The sequence below is a fragment of the Pseudomonas sp. 1152_12 genome, from assembly GCF_052850675.1.
In genome coordinates, this window is sequence record NZ_VXCW01000010.1 from 1 (window position 1) to 23369 (window position 23369).

18 protein-coding genes are annotated in these 23369 nt (G+C 60.1%); 16 read left to right on the forward strand and 2 right to left on the reverse strand.

Translation table 11 applies throughout. The features are described from left to right. Nucleotides 1-261: 261 nt before the first annotated feature. Nucleotides 262-1233, forward strand: a complete 972-nt coding sequence (locus tag FW764_RS19070; protein WP_446435195.1) for a hypothetical protein — start codon at nucleotides 262-264, stop codon at nucleotides 1231-1233. A gap of 117 nt (nucleotides 1234-1350) precedes the next feature. Continuing rightward, the gene (locus FW764_RS19075) at nucleotides 1351-2634 is read left to right on the forward strand and encodes a hypothetical protein (protein ID WP_446435196.1); all 1284 of its coding nucleotides are present in this window, start codon (nucleotides 1351-1353) and stop codon (nucleotides 2632-2634) included. A gap of 3 nt (nucleotides 2635-2637) precedes the next feature. Here the strand turns inward: FW764_RS19075 and FW764_RS19080 are convergent, their stop codons facing one another. Then, nucleotides 2638-5916, reverse strand: a complete 3279-nt coding sequence (locus tag FW764_RS19080; RefSeq protein ID WP_446435197.1) for an EAL domain-containing protein — start codon at nucleotides 5914-5916, stop codon at nucleotides 2638-2640. A gap of 66 nt (nucleotides 5917-5982) precedes the next feature. Continuing rightward, nucleotides 5983-6873 carry a LysR family transcriptional regulator gene (locus tag FW764_RS19085; RefSeq protein ID WP_446435198.1) on the reverse strand — a complete coding sequence of 297 codons (891 nt, stop codon included), beginning with the start codon at nucleotides 6871-6873 and terminating at the stop codon, nucleotides 5983-5985. A 147-nt stretch (nucleotides 6874-7020) separates the two neighbouring features. Between FW764_RS19085 and leuC the strand changes: the two genes are divergently transcribed. From leuC to purF, 14 genes are all read left to right on the forward strand, one after another. Beyond that, the gene (leuC, locus tag FW764_RS19090) at nucleotides 7021-8439 is read left to right on the forward strand and encodes a 3-isopropylmalate dehydratase large subunit (RefSeq protein ID WP_446435199.1); all 1419 of its coding nucleotides are present in this window, start codon (nucleotides 7021-7023) and stop codon (nucleotides 8437-8439) included. Between the two features lie 10 nt (nucleotides 8440-8449). Further along, on the forward strand, nucleotides 8450-9094 hold the full coding sequence (gene leuD, locus FW764_RS19095; protein ID WP_446435200.1) for a 3-isopropylmalate dehydratase small subunit: 645 nt from the start codon (nucleotides 8450-8452) through the stop codon (nucleotides 9092-9094). Between the two features lie 147 nt (nucleotides 9095-9241). Continuing rightward, the gene (locus FW764_RS19100; protein WP_446435201.1) at nucleotides 9242-10006 is read left to right on the forward strand and encodes a class I SAM-dependent methyltransferase; all 765 of its coding nucleotides are present in this window, start codon (nucleotides 9242-9244) and stop codon (nucleotides 10004-10006) included. 53 nt (nucleotides 10007-10059) lie between these two features. After that, on the forward strand, nucleotides 10060-11142 hold the full coding sequence (gene leuB / locus FW764_RS19105) for a 3-isopropylmalate dehydrogenase (RefSeq protein WP_446435202.1): 1083 nt from the start codon (nucleotides 10060-10062) through the stop codon (nucleotides 11140-11142). A 64-nt stretch (nucleotides 11143-11206) separates the two neighbouring features. Continuing rightward, on the forward strand, nucleotides 11207-12319 hold the full coding sequence (gene asd / locus FW764_RS19110; RefSeq protein ID WP_053257089.1) for an aspartate-semialdehyde dehydrogenase: 1113 nt from the start codon (nucleotides 11207-11209) through the stop codon (nucleotides 12317-12319). A 193-nt stretch (nucleotides 12320-12512) separates the two neighbouring features. Continuing rightward, nucleotides 12513-13523 (forward strand): aspartate-semialdehyde dehydrogenase, encoded by a 1011-nt coding sequence (locus FW764_RS19115; RefSeq protein WP_446435203.1) that lies wholly within the window; start codon nucleotides 12513-12515, stop codon nucleotides 13521-13523. Between the two features lie 161 nt (nucleotides 13524-13684). After that, on the forward strand, nucleotides 13685-16267 hold the full coding sequence (locus FW764_RS19120; protein WP_446435204.1) for a FimV/HubP family polar landmark protein: 2583 nt from the start codon (nucleotides 13685-13687) through the stop codon (nucleotides 16265-16267). Nucleotides 16268-16411: 144 nt separating this feature from the next. Further along, on the forward strand, nucleotides 16412-17236 hold the full coding sequence (truA, locus tag FW764_RS19125) for a tRNA pseudouridine(38-40) synthase TruA (RefSeq protein ID WP_407020241.1): 825 nt from the start codon (nucleotides 16412-16414) through the stop codon (nucleotides 17234-17236). Between the two features lie 63 nt (nucleotides 17237-17299). After that, a complete protein-coding gene (locus FW764_RS19130; RefSeq protein ID WP_446435205.1) occupies nucleotides 17300-17932 on the forward strand; it encodes a phosphoribosylanthranilate isomerase in 633 nt (210 codons plus the stop codon). 247 nt (nucleotides 17933-18179) lie between these two features. Beyond that, nucleotides 18180-19100: an acetyl-CoA carboxylase, carboxyltransferase subunit beta gene (accD, locus tag FW764_RS19135; RefSeq protein WP_083357734.1), complete on the forward strand. Its 921-nt coding sequence runs from the start codon at nucleotides 18180-18182 to the stop codon at nucleotides 19098-19100. Then, the gene (gene folC / locus FW764_RS19140) at nucleotides 19097-20404 is read left to right on the forward strand and encodes a bifunctional tetrahydrofolate synthase/dihydrofolate synthase (protein WP_446435206.1); all 1308 of its coding nucleotides are present in this window, start codon (nucleotides 19097-19099) and stop codon (nucleotides 20402-20404) included. The genes accD and folC overlap by 4 nt, the downstream gene beginning before the upstream one ends. Further along, complete coding sequence (locus FW764_RS19145; RefSeq protein WP_446435207.1) at nucleotides 20388-21053, forward strand: SPOR domain-containing protein; 666 nt, start codon at nucleotides 20388-20390, stop codon at nucleotides 21051-21053. Before folC ends, FW764_RS19145 begins: the two co-directional genes overlap by 17 nt. Nucleotides 21054-21234: 181 nt before the next feature. Beyond that, nucleotides 21235-21792: a CvpA family protein gene (locus tag FW764_RS19150; protein WP_014719151.1), complete on the forward strand. Its 558-nt coding sequence runs from the start codon at nucleotides 21235-21237 to the stop codon at nucleotides 21790-21792. Nucleotides 21793-21833: 41 nt separating this feature from the next. Continuing rightward, on the forward strand, nucleotides 21834-23339 hold the full coding sequence (purF, locus tag FW764_RS19155) for an amidophosphoribosyltransferase (protein ID WP_083357737.1): 1506 nt from the start codon (nucleotides 21834-21836) through the stop codon (nucleotides 23337-23339). The last annotated feature ends 30 nt before the right edge of the window (nucleotides 23340-23369 follow it).

Consider the following 23369-nt stretch of genomic DNA (forward strand, 5'->3'; position numbering starts at 1 on the left):
CCATGAGGTGACGGAGGCGGTCAAGCGTGAGGTCAAGCAGGACCTCGAGCCTGGCGCGCCAAGGCCAGTGCCCGAGTCTCCCGTCCCGCCATTAACCAGCCCAGGCTCGGCAGACGATTATGTTGAACAAGGGGACTGGCCGTTCAATGCCCCATCAGTATTCAGGTCCTGATAATCCAGATCTCGATTTAAGTTCTTAAGTAGCGCAGGCACTTTTTCGCCTATACATCTGCGAAGAGGTGCCTGCTGGTGGGGGAACAGATGCCTAACTATCTAATAAAAAATATTGCGCGTGTCATTGATGTAGGTCAGGCAATGGGCGTTGATTTACTTGGTGCCAATAATGAACTTTCTGCATCACTAAAACGTAATAGGCAAGCCACTTCCCCGCGTCGTTGTATTCTGCCCCCTCGCGGGGCAGTGGACAGGGTGGCGGTCGGCAAACAATCAAAAACGGCTAACATGCTGCTCGCTTTGTTTGCTTCCTTATTTACTCAGTTACGTAGTTTTATATCGGGTAAGCAGTATGAACCTAGCCCTGTTCAACCCCCCCGTGTTAAGCGCGAACTAGCACCGCCATTCAGCCCAAAGGTGGCGCTTGACACGCTGGCATTCAAGCCAAACGCCGCAGCCGATATCCCAGGGCTATCAAGCAAGCGTGGCGGTGCAACGCCGGACGATATCTGGGGTGGGTTCCGTCAGGGCCCGAACGGCAACTGCGTGACGGTATCGGCAATAAAAGCAGCGATGTATCGGTTCGGCCAAAGCCCCACGGATATATACCAGCGGGTGATCAAGTCTAGTGGGGGTTATCGGGTGGTGATGCGCGATGGCTTTCCGCTCACCCTGACTGACCGAGAGCTGGCTGAAGGTGCGCAAGGTGCCAGGTTCAGAGGGCGGGACGCGGGGATGATTAGGGACGCGCAATTTCTCTTTGCCGTCAGTGCCAAGCGCGCACAGATAGAGAACAACGATGGCGTTGCCGCTGAAAGTTATCAGGCTGCAATTCGCAGCTTGAACAATGGTGAGGATGAGCGCAGCCCGGGGGAGGCGTTTTTGCGGCTGGGGTTGCGCGAGTATATGAGGACGGTTTCCGTCCATGAGCTCGCCCGTGGGCAATTGGGCATGTGCAACCGGGGAGGGCATTCGGTAGCAGTTATCAATGGCCGCGAAGAGAGGTGGGGCCGCAAGGGCTCGTCACCCTATTGGGGGGATGCCATAGCGCTTATGTAGTTGTTGATGCGCTTGTCCATAGGCGATGCAGTCAGGGGCGACTCGATTTAAGGCAGCGTTTGCCCAGACTGCATTTTTTGCAGGTTATCGTTTCGATAAGTATCAGGAAATCAGTCAATGAATATCACAGTCAGTAATTATCCAGGCGCGACGGCCAAAGTGCGGGGCGGGGCGGCTTCGGTGTTTTCGTCAAAGCCCGTAGGGGAGAAGCCTGCGGATGTCGCCCGGGCATTCAACGCGGCGCAAAGGCAATTTGGTGAGAATTTTGACACCAGCACCCACGAGGCGGTCATCAAGCTGATGATGCAGACCTTTGGTCAACATCCGGCAGGCATGTTCAAAGCGCTGACCGCCGCCGGTGATGGGTATCACATCACCATGAAGGACGAGTTCAAGGTGCAGCTGTCTCACCAGGAACTGAGGCAGGCCACGCAAGCCTCACGCTTCAGTGGAAAGGATGTCGGTGCGGTAAAGGACGCCAACGTTGTGTTCGCGGCCTTTGTGAAGCGCAAGCAAGTAACAGAGGGTTATCCAACATTTGCAGCGGCGCTGGCAAAGACGCTGGAGGGTGAGACCACCCAGCGATGTCTGCAGGGCATGGGGATGTACGGTCTTTCTCAAACTGTTTCCTCGAGTGACATGGCGGCCAAGGGGGCGGTGGCAGTCCTGGAGACACATAACTTTGGCTCGGCGTTGGTTACGGAGGGTGTCAAGCATCAGTACGGTGAGCAAAGCAAAGCGGATCGAGGTTACGGGTATGTCTTGTTCGACGACAAGCCGGGCCCTGTCGACGACGCCCGAAAGGTCAACGACATAATGTCCGGCCTGTCGCCCGCGCAGATATGGGACGGTTTTTATCAAGGCGAGCAAAGCAATTGCGTGACGGTGTCGGCGATCAAGGCAGCTATCATCCGGTTCTGGCAGGACCCCAAGGGAATCTTTGAGCGCATTCAGGTCACCCGCGACGGCTTTGAGGTGGTCATGAGGGATTCTTACCCGCTGCAGCTGACGCATGAGGAGCTGGGTAAAGCTGCCGTCGCGTCGAACTTCCATGGCAGTAGTCCGAAGCTGCTCAATTACGCGATTTTTTTGTACGCGGTCAGTGCCAAACGTGCGCAGAAGGAAAACAACGACTTTCGCGCCGGGGAGAGTTATGAGAAGGCGTTGGACACCCTTAATGACGGCGAGGCCCCAGGCGAGGCGCTTCGGCGGTTGGGGTTGTTTGGCTACCTACGTAACAGCACGCTCGATGAGCTGGCTAAGGGGGCGATCGGCACACTGGGGGACAACATACACTCAGTCGCGGTGGTCAACGGGTCGCTTGATTACTATGGGCAAAAGCAGGACTTGGCGTCATCGCGATGGATGAAGACCGGGTTTCACGCATTGAAACTCGCCTGACGCTTACCCCAGCAAGCGCCTGAACCCCTCGAGTGGCAATGGCCGGCTGTGCAAATACCCCTGGAACACATGGCAGCCCAGCTTTTGCAGGAACGCCAGTTGTTCCGGGGTTTCTACGCCTTCGGCGATTACATCCAGGTTCAAGCTGCGCGCCATGGCCACAATGGCGCGGATGATTTCGGCGTCGTTGGGGTCATGGGTGGCGTCGCGCACAAAGGATTGGTCGATCTTCAGCGCATCCACCGGCAGGCGCTTGAGGTAAGTCAGTGATGAGTAGCCAGTGCCGAAGTCATCCATGGCAAAGCTCACGCCGAGCTTTTTCAGGCGGCGCATCTTGGCCACGGTGTCGTCCAGGTTCTGGATTACGATGCCTTCGGTAATTTCCAGTTTCAGCAGGCTATAGGGCAGCTTGTGCAGTTGCAGGCTGCGTTCCACTCGTTCCACGAAATCATTCTGGCGAAACTGCCGAGGGCTGATGTTCACGCACAGGCTGAAATTCAGCGGGTCCACCAGGCCCTCGGCAATCAACTGCGCGAAGGCGCCGCAGGCTTCATCCAGAATCCAGGTGCCGACCTCCAGGATCAGGCCACTGTCCTCCAGCACCTTGATAAATTCTGTGGGCGACTGCGCGCCCAGTTGCGGATGCTGCCAGCGCACCAAGGCTTCGGCGCCGATGATACGGTTACCGCGCGCATCCACCTGAGGTTGGTAATGCACGCTGAACTCACCGCGCGACAGCGCCAGGCGCAGGTCGGTCTCCATGCGCAGGCGTTCGCTGGCGGTTTTCTGCATGCTGCTGTGGAACATCTGCGTGGTGTTGCGCCCCGAGTCCTTGGCCCGATAGAGCGCAATGTCGGCGCGCTTGAGCAGGTCCGCCGGGGTGGAACCATGGTCCGGAATCAGCGCCACGCCAATGCTCGGCGTAACCTGTAACCGTTGGCCGTCGAGAAACATCGGTTCCGAGAGCAATTCGCGCAGGGTGTCGGCCAGTTCCTGCACCTGGGCGCTGACTTGCGCACGCGTACCTTCCAGGCCGCTGAGCAGCACCACAAACTCATCGCCACCCAGGCGCGCCACTGTGTCCTCCATACGCACACTGGCTTCCAGGCGCGCGGTGACGATTTTCAGTACGGTGTCGCCCACAGGGTGACCGAGGGAATCGTTGATGTGCTTGAAGTGATCAAGGTCGAGGAACAGCAAGGCGCCGCGCAGGTTATGGCGTTTGAGCAGGGCGATCTGCTGGCTCAGGCGATCCATCAGCAACGCGCGGTTGGGCAGGTTGGTCAGCGGGTCGTGATAGGCCAGGTGGCGAATCTGTGCCTGCGCGTTTTTCAGCAGGCTCACGTCCCGGGCAGTCAGCAGCAGGCACGGCGTTTCATTTAGGGTGATCGGCTCTACCGAGACTTCCACGGCCAACAATTCGCCCCGTTTGTTGTGCCAGAGCATTTCCAGGTGATGAATGCGGCCTTTGATCTGCAATTCGGCCAACAGCGCGGCGCGCTGGTTTTCATCGGCCCAGATACCGATCTGGTACAGCGTCAGGCCGATAGCCTCTTCGGCGCGATAACCGGTCAGGCGGCAAAAGCCGTCGTTGACCTCCACATACCGGCCGGTGTCGCGCTCGGTGATGGAAATCGCGTCGGGGCTGGAGTGGAAGGCCTTGGCGAATTTCTCTTCGCTGGCCTTGAGCGCGGCTTCTGAGCGTTGCTGCTGGGTGATGTCACGTAGCGTGGTGACGATGCACGGCTGGTCGCCGACCTTGATCAAGCGGCTGGAGATCATGCAGGTCAGGCTCTGGCCGTTCTTGTGGTGCACCATGATGGCCACATTGCTCAGCGCCTGCTCGCGAATCACTTGTTCGATACGTTGCAAGCGTTTGCTTGTGTCGTCCCACAAACCGATCAGCTCGGCGCTCTTGTCAATCACCTCGGTGGCGGTCCAGCCAAAGGTCTGGGTGAAGGCCGGGTTGATTTCGATAAACGCGCCGTTGTCCAGGCACGTAACGCAGATCGGGTCGGGGCTGGCCTGGAACAGGCTGGCGAACTTTTCTTCGGAGGCTGTGAGGCGCTGTTCGCGCTCCACCTGTTCGGTGATATCCAGCAAGGTGCCGGCCATGCGCAGCGGTTTGCCGGCCTCGTCGCGATACAAGCGCGCGCGGCTTTCCAGGTAGCGTGGGCTGCCGTCCTCCATCTGCACGCGATAGGTCAACTGGTAGTTACCGTCCTGGCCTTCGCGCAAGCTGCGATACGCGTTGCGCATGCCCTCGCGGTCTTCGTCGGACATGCCCTCAAAAAACGCATCGAAGGACTCGTGGAACGGTTGGGGCGGCAGCCCATGCAGTTGGGCGGCGCGGGCTGAGCCGTAAAGCATGCCGGAGGGGATGTGCCAGTCCCAGGTGCCCAACTGCGCCGAGTCCAGGGCGAGGTCGAGGCGCTCCTGGCTGTCTTTCAAGGCTTGCTCGGCGTTTTTGCGTTCGGTGGTGTCGAGGAAGGTGCTGATCAAGTAAGCCTCGCCTTCCAGCTCGACTTTCTGTGCGCTGAGGGTGCCATCGTGGATCTGTCCGTTACTGGCGCAGAACTGCACTTCCATGGTGATCGGTTCACCCTTGCGCTGGGTAGCCTTGACCAGCAGCGCGCGCTGTTCGGGGTGGTGCCACAGGCCGAGGTCCAGGGTGGTGCGGCCGATAACATCGGCCACCGGCCAGCCGAAGAGCATCTCGAAATACTGGTTGGCTTCGCTGATCCGTCCATCGGATTGGCGCGTCAGCAATACCATGTTGGGGCACAGGTGAAACAGCGTGGCGAAGCGTTTTTCCGAGTGGCTGAGGGCGTGCTCGCGCTCGCGCTGGCGGGTGGTTTCGCGGATCACCCCGATCATGCGGCGGCGCCCGGCTTTGTCCGGCGCCAGGCTGCCATTGATCTCCAGCCAGTGATGGCTGCCATCCGGCCACTGGATGTGGTGATGCATGGCTTGCTCAAACGGCTCGCCCGCCAGCACTGCATGAAAGGCGCGCACCACGCGCGTGCGATCCGACGGTGCCAGCAGGTCCAGGTAATCCAGGTCCTTGGGTAAGGGTTGGCGCGGATCGAAGCCAAACAGCGCCTGGGTGCCTCGCGACCAGCTTATCCGTCCCGTGTCGATTTCCCAGCACCACGCGCCCAGGCGGGCAGCGTTGAGCGCTGCCAGCAACTGCGGGGCGCTGTCCCAGCTCTGCTCCGCCTCTTGGGGGTCCAAGGCGTAGATGCGGGGCAGAGGTGGCACGGAATCGGCGGGGTTGCGCATTATCAATGGGCCTTGGCTCAATGGGCGTTCGGCGAGGTTTCAATCAGACCTTGAGGGCGCACAGCTTCATGCCGCAATTCCTGGCAGATCGACCTGTGCATCCAATAGGCTCATGAAAGCCCGCGCAGCGTTCGACAATGTCCTTTCGGTGTGCACGATATAGCCTAGCTGGCGACTGAGTTGTATGCCCGGCAAAGCGATACTTGCCACCTGATCATCGAGCATGGTGCGCGGCAAGACGCTCCAGGCCAGGCCGATGGACACCATCATTTTTATAGTTTCCAGGTAGTTAGTGCTCATCGCGATGTTCGGCGCCAGGCCCTGGGCTTCGAACAACCGCCTGACAATATGGTGGGTAAAGGTATTGCCGCCAGGGAACACCGCCGGGTGCTTGGCAATGTCGGCCAAGTTGACCGTGGTATTGCCGGTCAAGCTGTGCTCCGGTGCCACCACAAAATCCAGCGGGTCATCCCACACGGGCGTGGCGCGCACCAGATTGTGTGGGTCGGGTGCCAGGGTGATCACCGCCACTTCGGCGCGGCCGTGCAGGATTTCCTCGTAGGCCACTTCCGAATCGAGGAACTGAATATCCAGTGCCACGTTGGGGTACGCGCGGGTAAAGGTGCGCAGGATCGGCGGCAGGCGGTGCAGGCCGATATGGTGGCTGGTGGCCAAAGTCAGGCGGCCGCTGACTTCGCCGGTCAGGTTGGTGAGGGCGCGGCGGGTGTCGTCCAGCACATTGAGAATCTGATAGGCGCGCGGCAGCAGGGCGCGCCCGGCCTCGGTGAGGCTGACTTCACGGCCCAGGCGATCGAACAAGCGCACCTTTAATTGTTGCTCAAGGCCAGCGATGCGTTTGCTGATGGCCGGTTGGGTCAGGTGCAGGCGCTCACCTGCGCCGGAGAAGCTGCCGGTCTCGGCGATGGCGATAAACGCATTAAGGTTGGCCAGGTCCATTGTTGTATTCCAGTTGGTAATCCAAAGCATAAAAAATATGAATTTGAGTTATTTAATGTAGCGCCATACCATCAGCCTCACAAGCCAAAGGGTTATTGAATCGCTCAAGACCCGGGGCATAGAAACACCGATGATGAGGACCGACTGATGGCCGGCAAAACGCTTTACGACAAGCTTTGGGATTCCCATGAAGTGAAACGGCGCGACGATGGCTCGTCGCTGATCTATATCGACCGTCACATCATCCATGAAGTGACCTCGCCTCAAGCGTTCGAAGGCCTGCGACTGGCCGGGCGCAAGCCTTGGCGCGTCGACTCGATCATCGCCACCCCGGACCACAACGTACCGACCACGCCAGAGCGCAAAGGCGGCATTGACGCGATCGTTGACACCGTGTCGCGCCTGCAGGTGCAGACTCTCGATGATTATTGCGACGAATATGGCATCACCGAATTCAAGATGAATGACGTGCGTCAAGGCATCGTGCACGTGATCGGCCCGGAGCAGGGCGCCACCTTGCCGGGCATGACCGTGGTTTGTGGCGACTCCCACACCTCCACACACGGTGCGTTCGGCGCCTTGGCCCATGGCATCGGCACCTCCGAGGTGGAGCATGTGTTCGCCACCCAGTGCCTGGTCGCCAAGAAGATGAAGAACATGTTGGTGTTGGTCGAAGGCCAGTTGCCCTTCGGCGTCACCGCCAAGGACATCGTGCTCGCTGTGATCGGCAAGATTGGCACCGCCGGCGGTAACGGCCATGCCATCGAGTTCGCCGGCAGCGCGATTCGCGACCTCTCCATCGAAGGCCGCATGACCATCTGCAACATGTCCATCGAAGCCGGTGCCCGTGTGGGCATGGTGGCGGCGGACGAAAAAACCGTTGAATACGTCAAAGGTCGCCCCTTCGCCCCGCAGGGCGCCGATTGGGAGGCTGCGGTCGAGGCCTGGAAAGACTTGGTCTCTGACGCCGATGCGGTGTTCGACACTGTGGTCGAACTCGATGCTGCCCAGATCAAGCCGCAAGTCAGCTGGGGCACCTCGCCCGAGATGGTCTTGGCCGTCGACCAGAATGTGCCGGACCCGGCTAAAGAAGCCGACCTGGTCAAGCGTGGTTCCATTGAGCGTGCGCTGAAATACATGGGCTTGAAAGCCAACCAGGCGATTACCGACATCCAGTTGGATCGCGTGTTTATCGGTTCCTGCACCAACTCGCGGATCGAAGACCTGCGCGCTGCTGCGGTGATCGCCAAGGGCCGCAAAGTCGCCTCGACCATCAAGCAAGCCATCGTGGTGCCAGGCTCGGGGTTGGTCAAAGCCCAAGCCGAAGCCGAAGGCCTGGACAAGATCTTCCTTGAAGCGGGTTTTGAATGGCGCGAGCCGGGCTGCTCCATGTGCCTGGCGATGAACCCGGATCGTTTGGAGTCGGGCGAGCATTGCGCGTCCACCTCCAACCGTAACTTCGAAGGGCGTCAGGGCGCCGGTGGGCGTACCCACTTGGTCAGCCCAGCCATGGCCGCTGCGGCTGCCGTCAACGGTCGTTTCATCGACGTTCGTGAATTGATCTGAGGAAACCCCGATGAGAGCTTTTACCCAACACACCGGTTTAGTCGCGCCGCTGGACCGTGCCAACGTCGACACCGACCAGATCATCCCCAAGCAGTTCTTGAAGTCGATCAAGCGCACGGGTTTCGGCCCTAACCTGTTCGACGAGTGGCGCTACCTGGACGTGGGCTACGCCTACCAGGACAACTCCAAGCGCCCGTTGAACAAGGATTTCGTGCTTAACGCCGAGCGTTACCAAGGCGCCAGCGTGTTGCTGGCCCGCGAGAACTTCGGCTGCGGCTCCAGCCGTGAGCACGCGCCGTGGGCCCTGGAGGAATATGGTTTTCGCAGCATCATCGCGCCGAGCTACGCCGACATCTTCTTCAACAACAGCTTCAAGAACGGCTTGCTGCCGATCATCTTGAGCGATGCCGAAGTGGATGAGCTGTTTAAACAAGTCGAAGCCGAAGAGGGCTACCAGCTGACCGTTGACCTGGCGGCGCAGACGGTGACGCGTCCGGACGGCAAGGTGTATCACTTTGAAGTCGACGCGTTCCGTAAGCACTGCCTGATCAATGGCCTGGACGATATCGGCCTGACTTTGCAGGACGGTGATGCGATTGCTGCGTTTGAAACCAAGCATCGGGCCAGCCAGCCTTGGTTGTTTCGCGACGCGTGATTCTATGTAGACCGGACTGCCCCCTCCGCGAGCAAGCCCGCTCCCGCATTTGATCGCATTTCAACTCAAGGAACTCGGTTGAATGTGGGAGCGGGCTGGCTCGCGAAGACGGCAGTACAAACAACACAAGTCTCAAGGAAGCTCACCATGACCAGCACCGCCCACACCCACGTCGTGCGAAAACAGTTCGGCGAGCAAGCCTCGGCGTACCTGAGCAGTGCCGTGCACGCCCAGGGCACCGAATTCGCGCTGCTCCAGGCCGAGCTGGCCGGGCAAGGCACGGCACGACTGCTGGATTTGGGCTGCGGTGCCGGTCATGTGAGTTTCCAGGTAGCGCCGCTGGTCAAAGAGGTGGTGGCCTACGACCTGTCCCAACAGATGCTCGACGTGGTCACTGCCGCCGCTGTGGATCGCGGCCTGAATAACATCCGCACCGTATGCGGCGCCGCCGAACGCTTGCCATTCGCCGAAGGCGAGTTCGATTTCGTGTTCAGCCGTTACTCTGCCCACCACTGGAGCGATCTCGGTCTGGCCCTGCGTGAAGTGCGCCGGGTGCTGAAGCCGGGCGGCGTGGCGGCGTTTGTGGATGTCTTGTCACCGGGCAGCCCGCTGTTGGACACTTACCTGCAAACCGTCGAAGTGCTGCGCGACACCAGCCACGTGCGCGATTACTCCGCCGCCGAGTGGATGCAGCAGCTCAGCGAGTCTGGCCTGCATGTGCGCAACAGCCGCCGCCAGCGCTTGCGCCTGGAATACACCTCGTGGGTGGAGCGCATGCGCACCCCAGAGGTGTTGCGCGCTGCGATCCTTGAGCTGCAAAAGGCGATGGGTCAGGAAGTGCGCGATTACTACGAGATTCAAGCCGACGGCACCTTCAGCACCGACGTGCTGGTGGTCTTTGCCGAACGCTGATTAATTTTTCCCGACCTGCCTGCGGGCGGGTCGCTTGATGAAATGAGGAACGCATGAGCAAGCAGATTCTGATTCTCCCTGGCGACGGTATTGGTCCGGAAATCATGGCCGAGGCGGTCAAGGTCCTGGAACTTGCCAACAGCAAGTACAGCCTGGGCTTCGAATTGAGCCACGACGTGATCGGCGGCGCCGCCATCGACAAGCACGGCGTGCCGCTAGCCGACGAAACCCTGGACCGCGCCCGTGCGGCCGACGCCGTGCTGCTCGGCGCCGTGGGCGGCCCGAAATGGGACAAGATCGAACGCGACATCCGCCCTGAGCGCGGCCTATTGAAGATCCGTGCGCAACTGGGCCTGTTCGGCAACCTGCGCCCGGCGATCCTCTATCCGCAACTGGCTGATGCGTCGAGCCTCAAGCCGGAAGTGGTAGCGGGCCTGGATATCCTCATCGTGCGCGAGCTGACCGGTGGTATCTATTTTGGCTCGCCACGCGGCGTGCGCACGCTTGAAAATGGCGAGCGCCAGGCCTACGACACGCTGCCGTACAGCGAGAGCGAGATCCGCCGTATCGCCCGGGTCGGTTTCGACATGGCCCGTGTGCGCGGTAAAAAGGTGTGTTCGGTCGATAAGGCCAACGTGCTGGCCTCCAGCCAACTGTGGCGTGAAATCGTCGAAGAGGTCGCCAAGGACTACCCGGACGTCGAGCTGAGCCATATGTACGTCGATAACGCCGCGATGCAGCTGGTGCGTGCGCCGAAGCAGTTCGACGTGATCGTCACCGATAACCTGTTCGGCGACATCCTGTCCGACCAAGCCTCGATGCTCACCGGTTCCATCGGCATGCTGCCGTCGGCGTCCCTGGACACCAACAACAAAGGCATGTACGAGCCTTGCCACGGTTCAGCGCCGGATATCGCAGGGCAAGGCATTGCCAACCCATTGGCGACCATTTTGTCGGTGTCGATGATGCTGCGTTATAGCTTCAACCTGAGCGACGCGGCCGATGCTATCGAGAAGGCCGTAAGCCTGGTGTTGGATCAAGGTTTGCGCACCGGTGACATTTGGTCACAGGGTTGCACCAAAGTCGGCACGCAAGAAATGGGCGACGCAGTAGTCGCCGCGTTGCGGAATCTGTAATCTCTCGGGCCCGCTTGCAGTTGTTGCTGCAAGGCGGCCCACTTTTTAACAAGGTGTAGTTGCGATGAAACGTGTAGGTCTGATCGGTTGGCGCGGTATGGTCGGTTCCGTGCTCATGCAGCGGATGCTGGAAGAGCAGGATTTCGATCTTATTGAGCCGGTGTTTTTCACCACTTCGAACGTAGGTGGCCAAGGGCCGTCCGTGGGCAAGGATATTGCCCCGCTCAAGGACGCCTACAGCATTGAAGAGCTGAAAACCCTCGATGTGATTCTGACCTGCCAGGGTGGCGACTACACCAGCGAAGTCTTCCCCAAGCTGCGCGAAGCCGGCTGGCAGGGTTACTGGATCGACGCCGCCTCGAGTCTGCGCATGCAGGACGATGCCGTGATCATCCTCGACCCGGTCAACCGCAAGGTCATCGACCAGCAGCTGGATGCAGGCACCAAGAACTACGTCGGCGGCAACTGCACCGTCAGCCTGATGCTGATGGGCCTGGGCGGCTTGTTCGAAGCGGGCCTGGTTGAGTGGATGAGCGCCATGACCTATCAGGCGGCGTCCGGTGCGGGTGCGCAGAACATGCGCGAACTGATCAAGCAAATGGGCGCGACCCACGCTGCGGTTGCCGATCAACTGGCCGACCCGGCCAGCGCGATCCTCGACATCGACCGTCGTGTGGCCGAAGCCATGCGCAGCGAAGCCTACCCGACCGAGAACTTCGGTGTGCCATTGGCCGGTAGCCTGATTCCGTGGATCGACAAGGAGCTGCCGAACGGCCAGAGCCGCGAAGAGTGGAAAGCCCAGGCCGAAACCAACAAGATTTTGGGCCGTTTCAAGAGCCCGATCCCGGTAGACGGCATTTGCGTGCGTATCGGCGCCATGCGCTGCCACAGCCAGGCGCTGACCATCAAACTGAACAAAGACGTGCCGATCGCTGATATCGAAGGGCTGATCAGCCAGCACAACCCGTGGGTCAAGCTGGTGCCGAACAATCGCGAAATCAGTATGCAGGAGCTGAGCCCAACCAAAGTCACCGGCACCCTGAATGTACCGGTAGGCCGCCTGCGCAAGCTGAATATGGGTACTCAGTACCTGGGCGCGTTCACCGTTGGCGACCAACTGCTGTGGGGCGCGGCTGAGCCGCTGCGTCGCATGCTGCGGATTTTGCTGGAGCGTTGATCGCTTAGCGCTGTACGACAAACCCGCGGCTGGTGACAGGCGCGGGTTTTTTATTGCGCCTAACTGATCATTTCCGCGCAGAACGTGGGAACGATCAATCCGCCCCAGCACAAAACCCAGGTTAATTGCCTCGCTCCCGGCCACCCGGTAAAGTGCCGCTCCCCCCCCCCCCGCAATGCCCGAGGCAGCCATCATGACCCAGACCTTTGAAATCGCCGTGATCGGCGCTACCGGCACCGTGGGTGAAACCTTGGTGCAAATTCTCGAAGAACTGGATTTTCCGGTAGGCACCCTGTACTTGCTGGCGGGCAGTAACTCGGCCGGTGCTTCAGTACCGTTTCGCGGCAAGAACGTGCGAGTCAAGGAAGTCGATGAGTTCGACTTCAAAAAAGCGCAGTTGGCCTTTTTTGCCGCAGGCCCTGCGGTAACCCTGAGTTTCGCCCCGCGCGCCATGGCTGCCGGTTGCTCGGTGATCGACCTGTCCGGCGCCTTGCCGGCCGATCAAGCACCTCAGGTGGTGCCGGAAGCCAATGCGCACATACTCAAGGGGCTGAAAAAGCCCTTCCAGCTCGGCAGCCCAAGCCCTTCTGCCACCAACCTCGCGGTGGTTCTGGCGCCGTTGCGCGGCTTGCTGGATATCCAGCGCGTCAGCGTCACAGCCAACCTGGCCGTTTCTGCCCAGGGCCGCGAGGCCGTCAGTGAACTGGCCCGGCAGACCGCCGAGCTATTGAACGTGCGCCCGCTGGAGCCTAAGTTCTTTGATCGGCAGATGGCCTTCAACCTGCTTGCGCAAGTTGGCAAACCAGACGCTCAAGGTCATACCGAGTTGGAGAAACGTCTCGTACACGAACTGCGTGCGGTGCTGGAAACTCCTTTGCTAAAGATTTCCGCGACCTGCGTTCAAGCCCCGGTGTTTTTTGGCGATAGCCTGACTGTGTCATTGCAGTTGGGCGCGCCGGTCGACCTCGTCGCGGTCAACCGTGCACTTGAGTCAGCACCGGGTATTGAGCTGGTGGAAGAGGGCGACTACCCCACGGCGGTTGGGGATGCGGTCGGTCAGGATGTAGTCTACGTCGGCCGAGTGCGTGCTGGCGTGGATGACCCGGCGGAACTAAATGTGTGGCTGACGTCAGATAACGTACGCAAAGGCGCAGCGCTCAACGCGGTGCAACTGGCGCAGTTGTTGATAAAAGGCCTTGCGTAAAAGATACTTGGCGTCAATTTGTAGATTGATTCTAGCCAGGCGCTATGCTTGGTCCAAAGCAGAACAGAAGCGCGTCGGTGACCTATCGGCTCGCCATGCCTTATGGCAGCGGTTACCAACCTTCTCGCAGGCCGAGGAGTGTTCAAACAAAGGATGAGGCTATGGTTCAAGTTCGCAAACTGGTGTTAGCAATAGCGGCCGCCTCGGCGCTGTCCTCCGGTATGGCGCAGGCGCTGCAGCTTGGGGAGATGACCCTCAAGTCGAAGTTGAACCAGCCGTTGTCGGTGGAAATCGAATTGCTCGATGTCGGTGGCCTCACGGCTTCCGAGATTACGCCGAGTCTGGCCTCCGACCAGGCATTTGTGGACGCGGGTGTGGATCGCCAGGCGTTTCTTAATGACCTGACGTTTACGCCGGTGATCAACCCGAGCGGTCGTAGCGTGGTGCGCGTCACCTCCAGTAAGCCGCTGCCCGATTCCTACGTACGTTTCCTGTTGCAGGTGCAATGGCCTAACGGTCGCCTGATGCGTGACTACAGTGTGCTGCTGGACCCTGCCAAGTTCGAACAGTCAGCACCGACGGCCAGCGCGCCTGCACCGCGTTTGAGTGCACCGACCAAAACTGCAACTGCCATCACTGCACCCGCCGTCAGCAAGCCTGCTCAGTACACCACGACTTCTCGCGATACTTTGTGGGAAATTGCCGCGAAGAATCGCAACGGTGCTTCGGTCCAGCAAACCATGCTGGCTATCCAGGCGCTCAACCCTGACGCTTTTCTCGACGGTAATATCAATCGTCTCAAGACCGGTCAGGTGTTACGCCTTCCGGATCGCCAGCAAGCCACCAGCTTGCCGCAGCCTGCGGCGATTGCCGAAGTGGCCGTGCAGAATGCGGCCTGGCGCCAGGGTCGCCGTAATAACCAGGCTGCGGGTAAGCAGCAACTGGATGCGACCAAGCGCACTCAGGCTGGTGACGCACCGTCGAGCACTAATGCGAAGGACAACCTGAGCCTGGTCTCTGCAGAATCGGCCAAGAAAGGCGTGAAGGGCAAGGTCGGCGACAGCCGCGCGCTGAGCGACAAGCTGGCGATGACCCAGGAAGAGCTGGATACCACCCGCCGCGATAACGAAGAGCTGAAAAGCCGTGCGGCCGACCTGCAAAGCCAGTTGGATAAACTGCAAAAACTGATTCAACTGAAAAACGATCAACTGGCCAAATTGCAGGCTGCAAACGGTAACCCGGCAGCGCCAGCACCGGCGGCCACTGCGGCGATGCCTGCTCAGTTGGCAGGTGAGCCTGCGGCCACCGCACCAGCAGCCGATTCGGCACCGACTGTTGCGGCACCTACGCCCGAGCCGATCAAGCCGGATCCGGCGCCCGCCAATGCCACCGAAGACAAGTTCAACGACCTGCTGACCAATCCGATTATACTCGGCGTCGTCGGTGGTGCTGCTGGCTTACTGGTGTTGCTGCTCCTGCTGCTGTGGGCGCGCCATCGTAATGCCCGCCTCGAAGAGGAAAAGCACCTGCGCATGGCGCGGGCGCTGGCGGAAGAGCCGCAGTTTTCGCCGAACGTTGATCATGACCTGCCACCGGACAGCTTTGAAGGTCTCGAAGTGGCGGCGCCGAACGTTAAGTTGGCTGCGGCGCCAGCACCGGCTGGCGTTGCTGAGCCGGTCGTGGTGCCGTCGGTTGCCTCCGTGCTTTCGCCCCTGGCTGCTGCCGTGGCCCCGCAAAATTCCAGCGATGCGCTGTCGCAAGCCCAGTCGCATATCGATCGCGGCCATCTGAACCAGGCTGCCGACGTCCTTCAGCAGGCGATCAAGCACGAGCCCAAGCGCAGCGACCTGCGCTTGAAGTTGATGGAAGTTTACGGGTTGCAAGGCGACAAGGACGGCTTCGTTTCCCAGGAGCGTCAACTGGTGGCCAATGGTGAAAACCATGCTCAGGTCGAGCAGCTCAAAAGCCGCTTCCCGGCCATGGCTGTTTTGGCCGCGGGTGTCAGTGCCGCAGTCGCCGCGGCCGCGCTGGACGCGCAATACGTCAAGAATTTGCTGGATGATAAGCCGGCCGCGCCAGCCCCGGAGCCGGTGCCAGAGGCTTTTGATACTGATTTCGACCTGAGCCTGGATGACCTGGAAGCGGCTTCGCCAGCTGTGGTTCGCGCGGATGATGAGCCGACTTTCGAGTCTGTTCTGCAGCGCCAGACTGAAGCCAAGGCCAACCCGGAAGACCTGTCGGACTTCGATCTGGACCTGCAGCTGGAAGCGCCGTCCTCCTCGCAATCGGACGATGACTTCCTCTCGGGGCTTGAGGAGCAGATGAAGGACGCGCCGCCGGTTGAGCCGCCGACCCTCACGCCTGCTGCACTGGATGATTTCGACCTGCCGGAAGACTTCGACCTGTCCCTGGCTGACGAGCCGGACGCTGCATCAGCGTCCAAGCCGGATGCCTTCGCTTCCGAGCTGGGCGATGTCAACGCTGAGTTGGACCGTCTGTCCCAAAGCCTGGAACACCCGCCGATCGAACCTTCCTTCACCGCTGAAGACGCGGCATTGGGCGGTGATGAGCCGGAATTCGATTTCCTCTCCGGCACCGATGAGGTCGCCACCAAGCTGGACCTGGCTCAGGCCTACATCGACATGGGCGATGCTGATGGCGCGCGGGACATCCTTTCCGAAGTGTTGACCGAGGGCGATGAAGCCCAGCGTGGTGAGGCTAAGGAAATGCTTGGCAAAATCTGAAGGGCGTTGTGAATCCAGTGTGGGAGCTGCGTGGGTCCTGTAACAAAAGCGCCCTTCATATGTTCGCCGCCTTTATAATGGCCGCCTTTGCGCAACTCATCGGGCTCTCAGTTCTTGGTAAATATAGATAACGCGGCTGCCGAAATGGCGGCCGCAGGCTTTAATCGCATCGCCCTGGGCGTGGAATACAAAGGCTCGCGCTACCGCGGCTGGCAGCGCCAGGCCTCTGGTGTGCTGACAGTGCAGGAAACCCTCGAAAACGCTTTGTCGAAGGTCGCCGATTCGCCGGTGTCGCTAATGTGTGCCGGGCGTACCGACGCCGGTGTGCACGCCTGCGGCCAAGTCGTGCACTTCGATACTCAGGCCGAGCGCACGATGAAGGCGTGGGTGATGGGCGCCAATATCAATTTGCCCCATGACGTCAGCGTCACCTGGGCCAAGGTCATGCCTGCGGATTTTCATGCGCGCTTCAAGGCTATCGCCCGGCGCTACCGCTACGTGATCTACAACGATCAGATCCGCCCCGCGCACCTCAATCAGGAAATCACCTGGAACCATCGCCCGTTGGATGCCGAGCGCATGGCCGAAGCTGCGCAGCATTTGGTTGGTGTGCATGATTTCAGTGCCTTCCGTGCCGGCCAGTGCCAAGCTAAGTCGCCGATCAAGGAAGTCCATCACCTGCGTGTGACCCGTCACGGCAAGATGATCGTGCTGGATATCCGTGCCGGTGCCTTTCTGCACCATATGGTGCGCAACATCGCCGGCGTGTTGATGACCATCGGCACGGGCGAGCGTCCGGTGGAGTGGGCCAAGGAAGTGTTGGAAAGTCGCATTCGCCGTACCGGCGGCGTGACTGCACATCCGTTCGGCCTGTACCTGGTGGATGTGGAGTACCGCGACGAGTTTGAATTGCCGGATCGCTTCATCGGGCCACACTTCCTCACGGGTTTCAGCGAACTTGGCGGCTGACGCCCGGAAAAGCTTTTGTTACCATCCGGGACTTTATCGGTCCAACCCTGAGGTTTCTACGACATGTCAGCCGTTCGCAGCAAGATTTGCGGGATTACCCGCATAGAGGACGCGCTGGCGGCAGTCAAAGCGGGGGCGGATGCCATCGGTTTCGTGTTTTATGCCAAGAGCCCGCGGGCGGTGAATGTGGTGCAGGCGCGGGCGATCATCGCCGCACTGCCGCCGTTCGTGACCACCGTGGGCTTGTTCGTCAACGCCAGTCGCTGCGAACTCAACGAAACCCTGGATGCCGTGCAGCTCGACATGCTGCAGTTTCACGGCGACGAAAGCCCTGATGAGTGTGAAAGTTATCAACGCCCGTATATCAAGGCGTTGCGCGTCAAGGCTGGGGATGATATCGCCGCTGCATGTGCTGCCTATACTGGCGCTCGCGGGATTCTGTTGGACACCTATGTAGAAGGCGTTCCCGGTGGCACGGGTGAGGCGTTTGACTGGTCGTTGATTCCCGAGGGGCTGAGTAAGCCGATCATCCTGGCCGGTGGGCTCAGCCCAACGAATGTTGGCGCGGCCATCGAGCAGGTCATGCCCTATGCCGTGGATGTCAGTGGTGGGGTGGAGCAGGGCAAGGGCATCAAGGATCACCACAAGATTCGCGCATTCATGCAGGCAGTGCGCAACAGCAGGGGGGCGATGTGACGGCTGGCAGTCTGCCGCCGTCCATAACTACCACTGTGTAAAACAGCACCGGCGCCGCCTGCGGGAGGCCCGGAAATGAAGTGGCAACCCTGCGCTGGCAGGTTGTCTGGAAGGCTGAGGATACAGGCAGGAAATGGCCGGTCGAACGTCTGACCCCGTCCAGCCTTGTGTCATCGCCACATAATGAATTTAGCTCAAGGGCATACGCGGGGCTGTGTTCAAGCCACCGGTACTGGAGAAAGAAAGCATGAGCAACTGGTTAGTAGACAAACTGATCCCTTCGATCATGCGTTCCGAGGTGAAGAAAAGCTCGGTTCCTGAAGGTCTGTGGCACAAGTGCCCATCCTGCGACGCGGTGCTGTACCGCCCCGAGCTGGAAAAGACCCTGGACGTTTGCCCCAAGTGCAACCATCACATGCGCATCGGCGCTCGCGCGCGCATCGACATCTTCCTCGACGCCGATGGCCGTGCCGAATTGGGCGCTGACCTGGAGCCGGTTGACCGCCTCAAGTTTCGCGACGGCAAAAAGTACAAAGACCGTCTGACTGCTGCGCAGAAACAGACCGGCGAGAAAGACGCACTGATTTCCGTCAGCGGCAAGCTGCTGGGCATGCCGGTGGTGGTGTCGGCGTTTGAGTTCTCCTTCATGGGCGGCTCTATGGGTGCCATCGTCGGTGAGCGTTTCGTGCGTGCCGCCAACTACGCCCTGGAGAATCGTTGCCCGATGATCTGCTTCGCCGCCTCCGGAGGTGCGCGTATGCAGGAAGCGCTGATCTCCCTGATGCAAATGGCCAAGACCTCCGCGGTACTGGCGCGTCTGCGTGAAGAAGGCATTCCATTCATCTCCGTGCTGACCGATCCGGTCTACGGCGGTGTTTCCGCTAGCCTGGCGATGCTGGGTGATGTGATCGTCGGCGAACCTAAAGCCCTGATCGGCTTTGCTGGCCCGCGTGTGATCGAGCAAACCGTTCGTGAAAAACTGCCGGAAGGTTTCCAGCGCAGCGAGTTCCTGCTGGAGCACGGCGCCATCGACATGATCATCGCCCGTGGCGAGCTGCGTCCACGTCTGGGTAACCTGCTGGCGCAAATGATGGGCCTGCCGACTCCTGTGTACGTCGCGCCTAAAATCGAGCCGATCGTTGTGCCGCCGGTGCCTGCAAACCTATGACCCAGCGTACCCTGGGCGAATGGCTCGCCTACCTTGAGCAGCTGCATCCGTCAGCCATCGACATGGGGCTGGAGCGCTCGCAACAGGTAGCGGCCCGCCTTGGGTTGGGGCGGCCGGCGCCGCGTGTGATCACGGTGACCGGCACCAACGGCAAGGGCTCTACCTGCGCCTTTGTCGCGGCGTTGCTGCAAGCCCAAGGGCTAAAAGTTGGCGTCTACAATTCCCCGCACCTGCTGCGTTATAACGAGCGGGTGCAGCTCAATGGCGTCGAAGCCACTGACGAGCAGCTCTGCGAAGCCTTTGCCGCATTGGATGTCGGGCGCGGCGAGATTTCCCTGACTTACTTCGAGATGGGCACACTGGCGGCGCTCTGGCTGTTTGAGCGCGCGCAATTGGACGTGGTGGTCCTGGAAGTCGGCTTGGGTGGGCGTCTGGATACAGTCAACGTGGTGGATACCGACCTGGCACTGGTCACCAGTATTGGCGTCGACCATGCCGATTACCTGGGCAATACTCGGGAGTCGGTGGCCTTTGAGAAGGCCGGGATCTTCCGCCAGGGCAAGCCTGCGCTGTGTGGTGATCTGGACCCGCCGCAGCCCTTGCTCGACAAGGTGCGCGAGCTGAGCTGCCCATTTTACCTGCGTGGTCGCGAATTCAATCTGGAGATTGGTGCTCAGTATTGGCAATGGCGTGGGCATGACGTACGTGGCCAAATGGTCGAATTACGTGATCTGCCGCTGCTGAACCTGCCGATGGAAAATGCTGCGCTCGCGCTGCAGGCCTACCTGCTGCTGGATCTGCCGTGGGATGCCGAGCAGATTGCTGCCACATTGCTGGCAACCCGCGTGGTAGGGCGCCTGGATCGCCGCACTTTCGAGTGGGAAGGCAAGCGTCTGAACCTGTTGCTGGATGTGGGGCATAACCCTCACGCCGCTGAGTACTTGGCGCAGCGCCTGTCACGTACCCCGCCAGTCGGTCGCCGCCTGGCGGTGTTCGGGCTGTTGGCCGATAAAGACTTGGACGGCGTGGTTGCGCCGTTGCTGAGTAATGTCCAGGCGTGGGCAGTTGCGCCGCTGGATACGCCACGCAGTCGTCCGGCCGCCGAGCTGGAAGTCGCCTTGGAGAACCTTGGTGCATCGGTGGCGTCGTATACAAGCGTCACCGCGGCGCTTGAAGCGCAGTGTGCGGTGGCCACGGCCGATGACGATATTCTGTTGTTCGGATCATTTTATTGTGTTGCCGAGGCGCTAGAGTGGTTGGCCCGGCGCTCCACGGAGGAAGCTGCACATGGCATTACTGGATAGCGCATACAAGCAGCGAATGGTTGGAGCCCTGGTGTTGGTGGCGTTGGCGGTAATTTTTCTGCCGATGCTGTTCTCCCGCCAGGATGAACAGCGCCAGGTAGTGGTTGAGGCGCCAGCCATGCCCCAGGCACCGACGGTGCCTCAGGTTCAGGTTGAGCCGGTGGTGGTGCCCGATCCGCAAGCATTGCCTGAAGAGCCTGTGCCGAGCGATGAGGAGGTGGCTGCGTTGCAAGCACCGACCATGCCGGTGCAACCGAGTGTTCCGGCGGCCAGGCCGGCGCCTGCTCCAGCCGCGCCAGTCGTCGCTGCCAAACCGGCCGCGCCAGCCCCCGCGCCTAAGCCGGTGGCGCCGCAACCTGCAGCGCCGGGTAAGCCCGATGTGGGCCAAAGCCGCATCGACCCGAATGGCTTGCCGATCAGTTGGTCGATCCAGCTCGCCAGCCTGGCCAATCGTGAAAGTGCCGAGGCCTTGCAGAAAAAACTGCGCGCCCAGGGCTACAACGCCTATATCCGCAGTGCCGATGGCAAGAATCGCGTGTTTGTCGGGCCGCTGATCGAGCGTGCCGAGGCGGATCGCCTGCGGGACTTGCTGGGCCGTCAGCAGAATCTGAATGGTTTTGTGGTGCGTTTTCAGCCTGAGCGCGGCTGATTCGCATCGATCCAGCTTGAACTACAGTCAATGTGGGAGGGGGCTTGCTCCTTCTCACATTGGTTTTGTGGTGGTCTGAAGATTGCCAACCCATTGATTTGCAAAGCACCCGTAATCACAGCTTACCGATAGCCCGGCGCTCTGCTAAAATGCGCCGCCTTATCCGTACGTAGGCTGCACTGTGCCATTTACCTGGGTTGATTGGGCGATCGTTGCAATCGTCGCCATCTCCGCTTTGATCAGTCTAAGCCGCGGCTTCGTAAAAGAAGCACTGTCGTTGCTGACCTGGATCATCGCAGGAGTCGTAGCCTGGATGTTCGGTGGTTCACTGTCGGTTTACCTGGCCGGTTACATCGAAACACCTTCGGCTCGCGTCATCGCGGGCTGCGCCATCATGTTCATCGCCACGCTGCTGGTGGGAGCAATGGTCAATTATCTTATTGGCGAGTTGATACGTGTCACCGGCATCGAAGGGACCGATCGATTCCTCGGCATGGCCTTCGGCGCAGCGCGTGGGGCGTTGCTGGTGGTTGTGGCGGTCGGGCTGTTGAGTCTGGGGCCGGTACAGCAGGATTCGTGGTGGCAGGAGTCGGTACTCGTGCCAAAATTTCTATTGGTTGCAGACTGGTCTAAAAACCTCATTTTGGGGTGGAGCAGTCAGTGGCTGGCCAGCGGAATCAGCGTACCCGCTGATCTTCCGTTCAAGGAGCACCTCTTACCGGCCAAAACGCCTCAGTAAGTTGTGTTCAGTCAAGATTCATTAAGTAGGGGTTGCGTCGCATGTGTGGCATCGTCGGTATCGTCGGTAAGTCGAACGTCAATCAGGCGCTGTATGACGCGCTAACCGTCCTCCAGCACCGCGGCCAGGACGCTGCCGGTATTGTGACCAGCCACGACGGCCGGTTATTCCTGCGCAAGGACAATGGCCTGGTGCGTGACGTGTTCCACCAACGTCACATGCAGCGCCTCGTCGGGCACATGGGTATTGGTCATGTGCGTTACCCGACTGCCGGTAGCTCGACGTCGGCCGAAGCTCAACCGTTTTACGTCAACTCGCCTTATGGCATTACCCTGGCGCACAACGGTAACCTGACCAATGTTGAACAGCTGGCCAAGGAGATTTACGAATCTGACCTGCGCCACGTCAACACGAACTCCGACTCGGAAGTGCTGCTGAACGTGTTTGCGCACGAGCTGGCTCAGCGCGGCAAGCTGCAGCCGACCGAAGAGGACGTGTTCGCCGCTGTGACTGACGTGCACAACCGTTGCGTCGGTGGCTACGCGGTGGTGGCCATGATCACCGGTTATGGCATCGTCGGTTTCCGCGACCCACACGGCATTCGCCCGATCGTATTCGGCCAGCGTCACACTGACGAAGGTGTCGAGTACATGATCGCGTCCGAAAGCGTGTCCCTGGACGTGCTGGGCTTTACCCTGATCCGCGACCTTGCGCCAGGCGAAGCGGTGTACATCACCGAAGACGGCAAGCTGCACACCCGTCAGTGCGCAATTGCGCCGAAACTCACCCCGTGCATCTTCGAACACGTCTACCTGGCGCGTCCGGATTCGATCATCGACGGCGTCTCGGTGTACAAGGCGCGTCTGCGCATGGGCGAGAAGCTGGCCGAGAAGATCCTGCGCGAGCGTCCTGAGCACGATATCGACGTGGTGATTCCGATCCCAGACACCAGCCGTACCGCGGCGCTGGAGTTGGCCAACCACTTGGGCGTCAAGTTCCGCGAAGGCTTCGTCAAGAACCGCTACATCGGTCGCACCTTTATCATGCCGGGCCAGGCGGCGCGCAAGAAGTCGGTACGCCAGAAGCTCAACGCCATCGAACTGGAGTTCCGCGGCAAGAACGTGATGCTCGTGGACGATTCCATCGTACGCGGCACCACCTGCAAGCAGATCATCCAGATGGCCCGCGAAGCCGGTGCGAAGAACGTGTACTTCTGTTCCGCCGCACCTGCCGTGCGTTACCCCAACGTGTACGGTATCGATATGCCGAGCGCCCACGAACTGATCGCCCACAACCGGTCGACTCAGGATGTGGCTGACCTGATCGGTGCCGATTGGCTGATCTATCAGGACCTGCCGGACCTGATCGAAGCCGTGGGTGGTGGCAAGATCAAGATCGAGCAGTTCGACTGCGCCGTGTTCGATGGCAAGTACGTGACCGGCGATGTCGACGAGGCCTACCTGAACAAGATCGAGCAGGCGCGTAACGACTCGTCGAAGATCAAGACTCAGGCGGTCAGTGCGATCATCGACTTGTACAACAACTGAGTAAATTCCGGCCCTGAGGGGCCGGTTTTG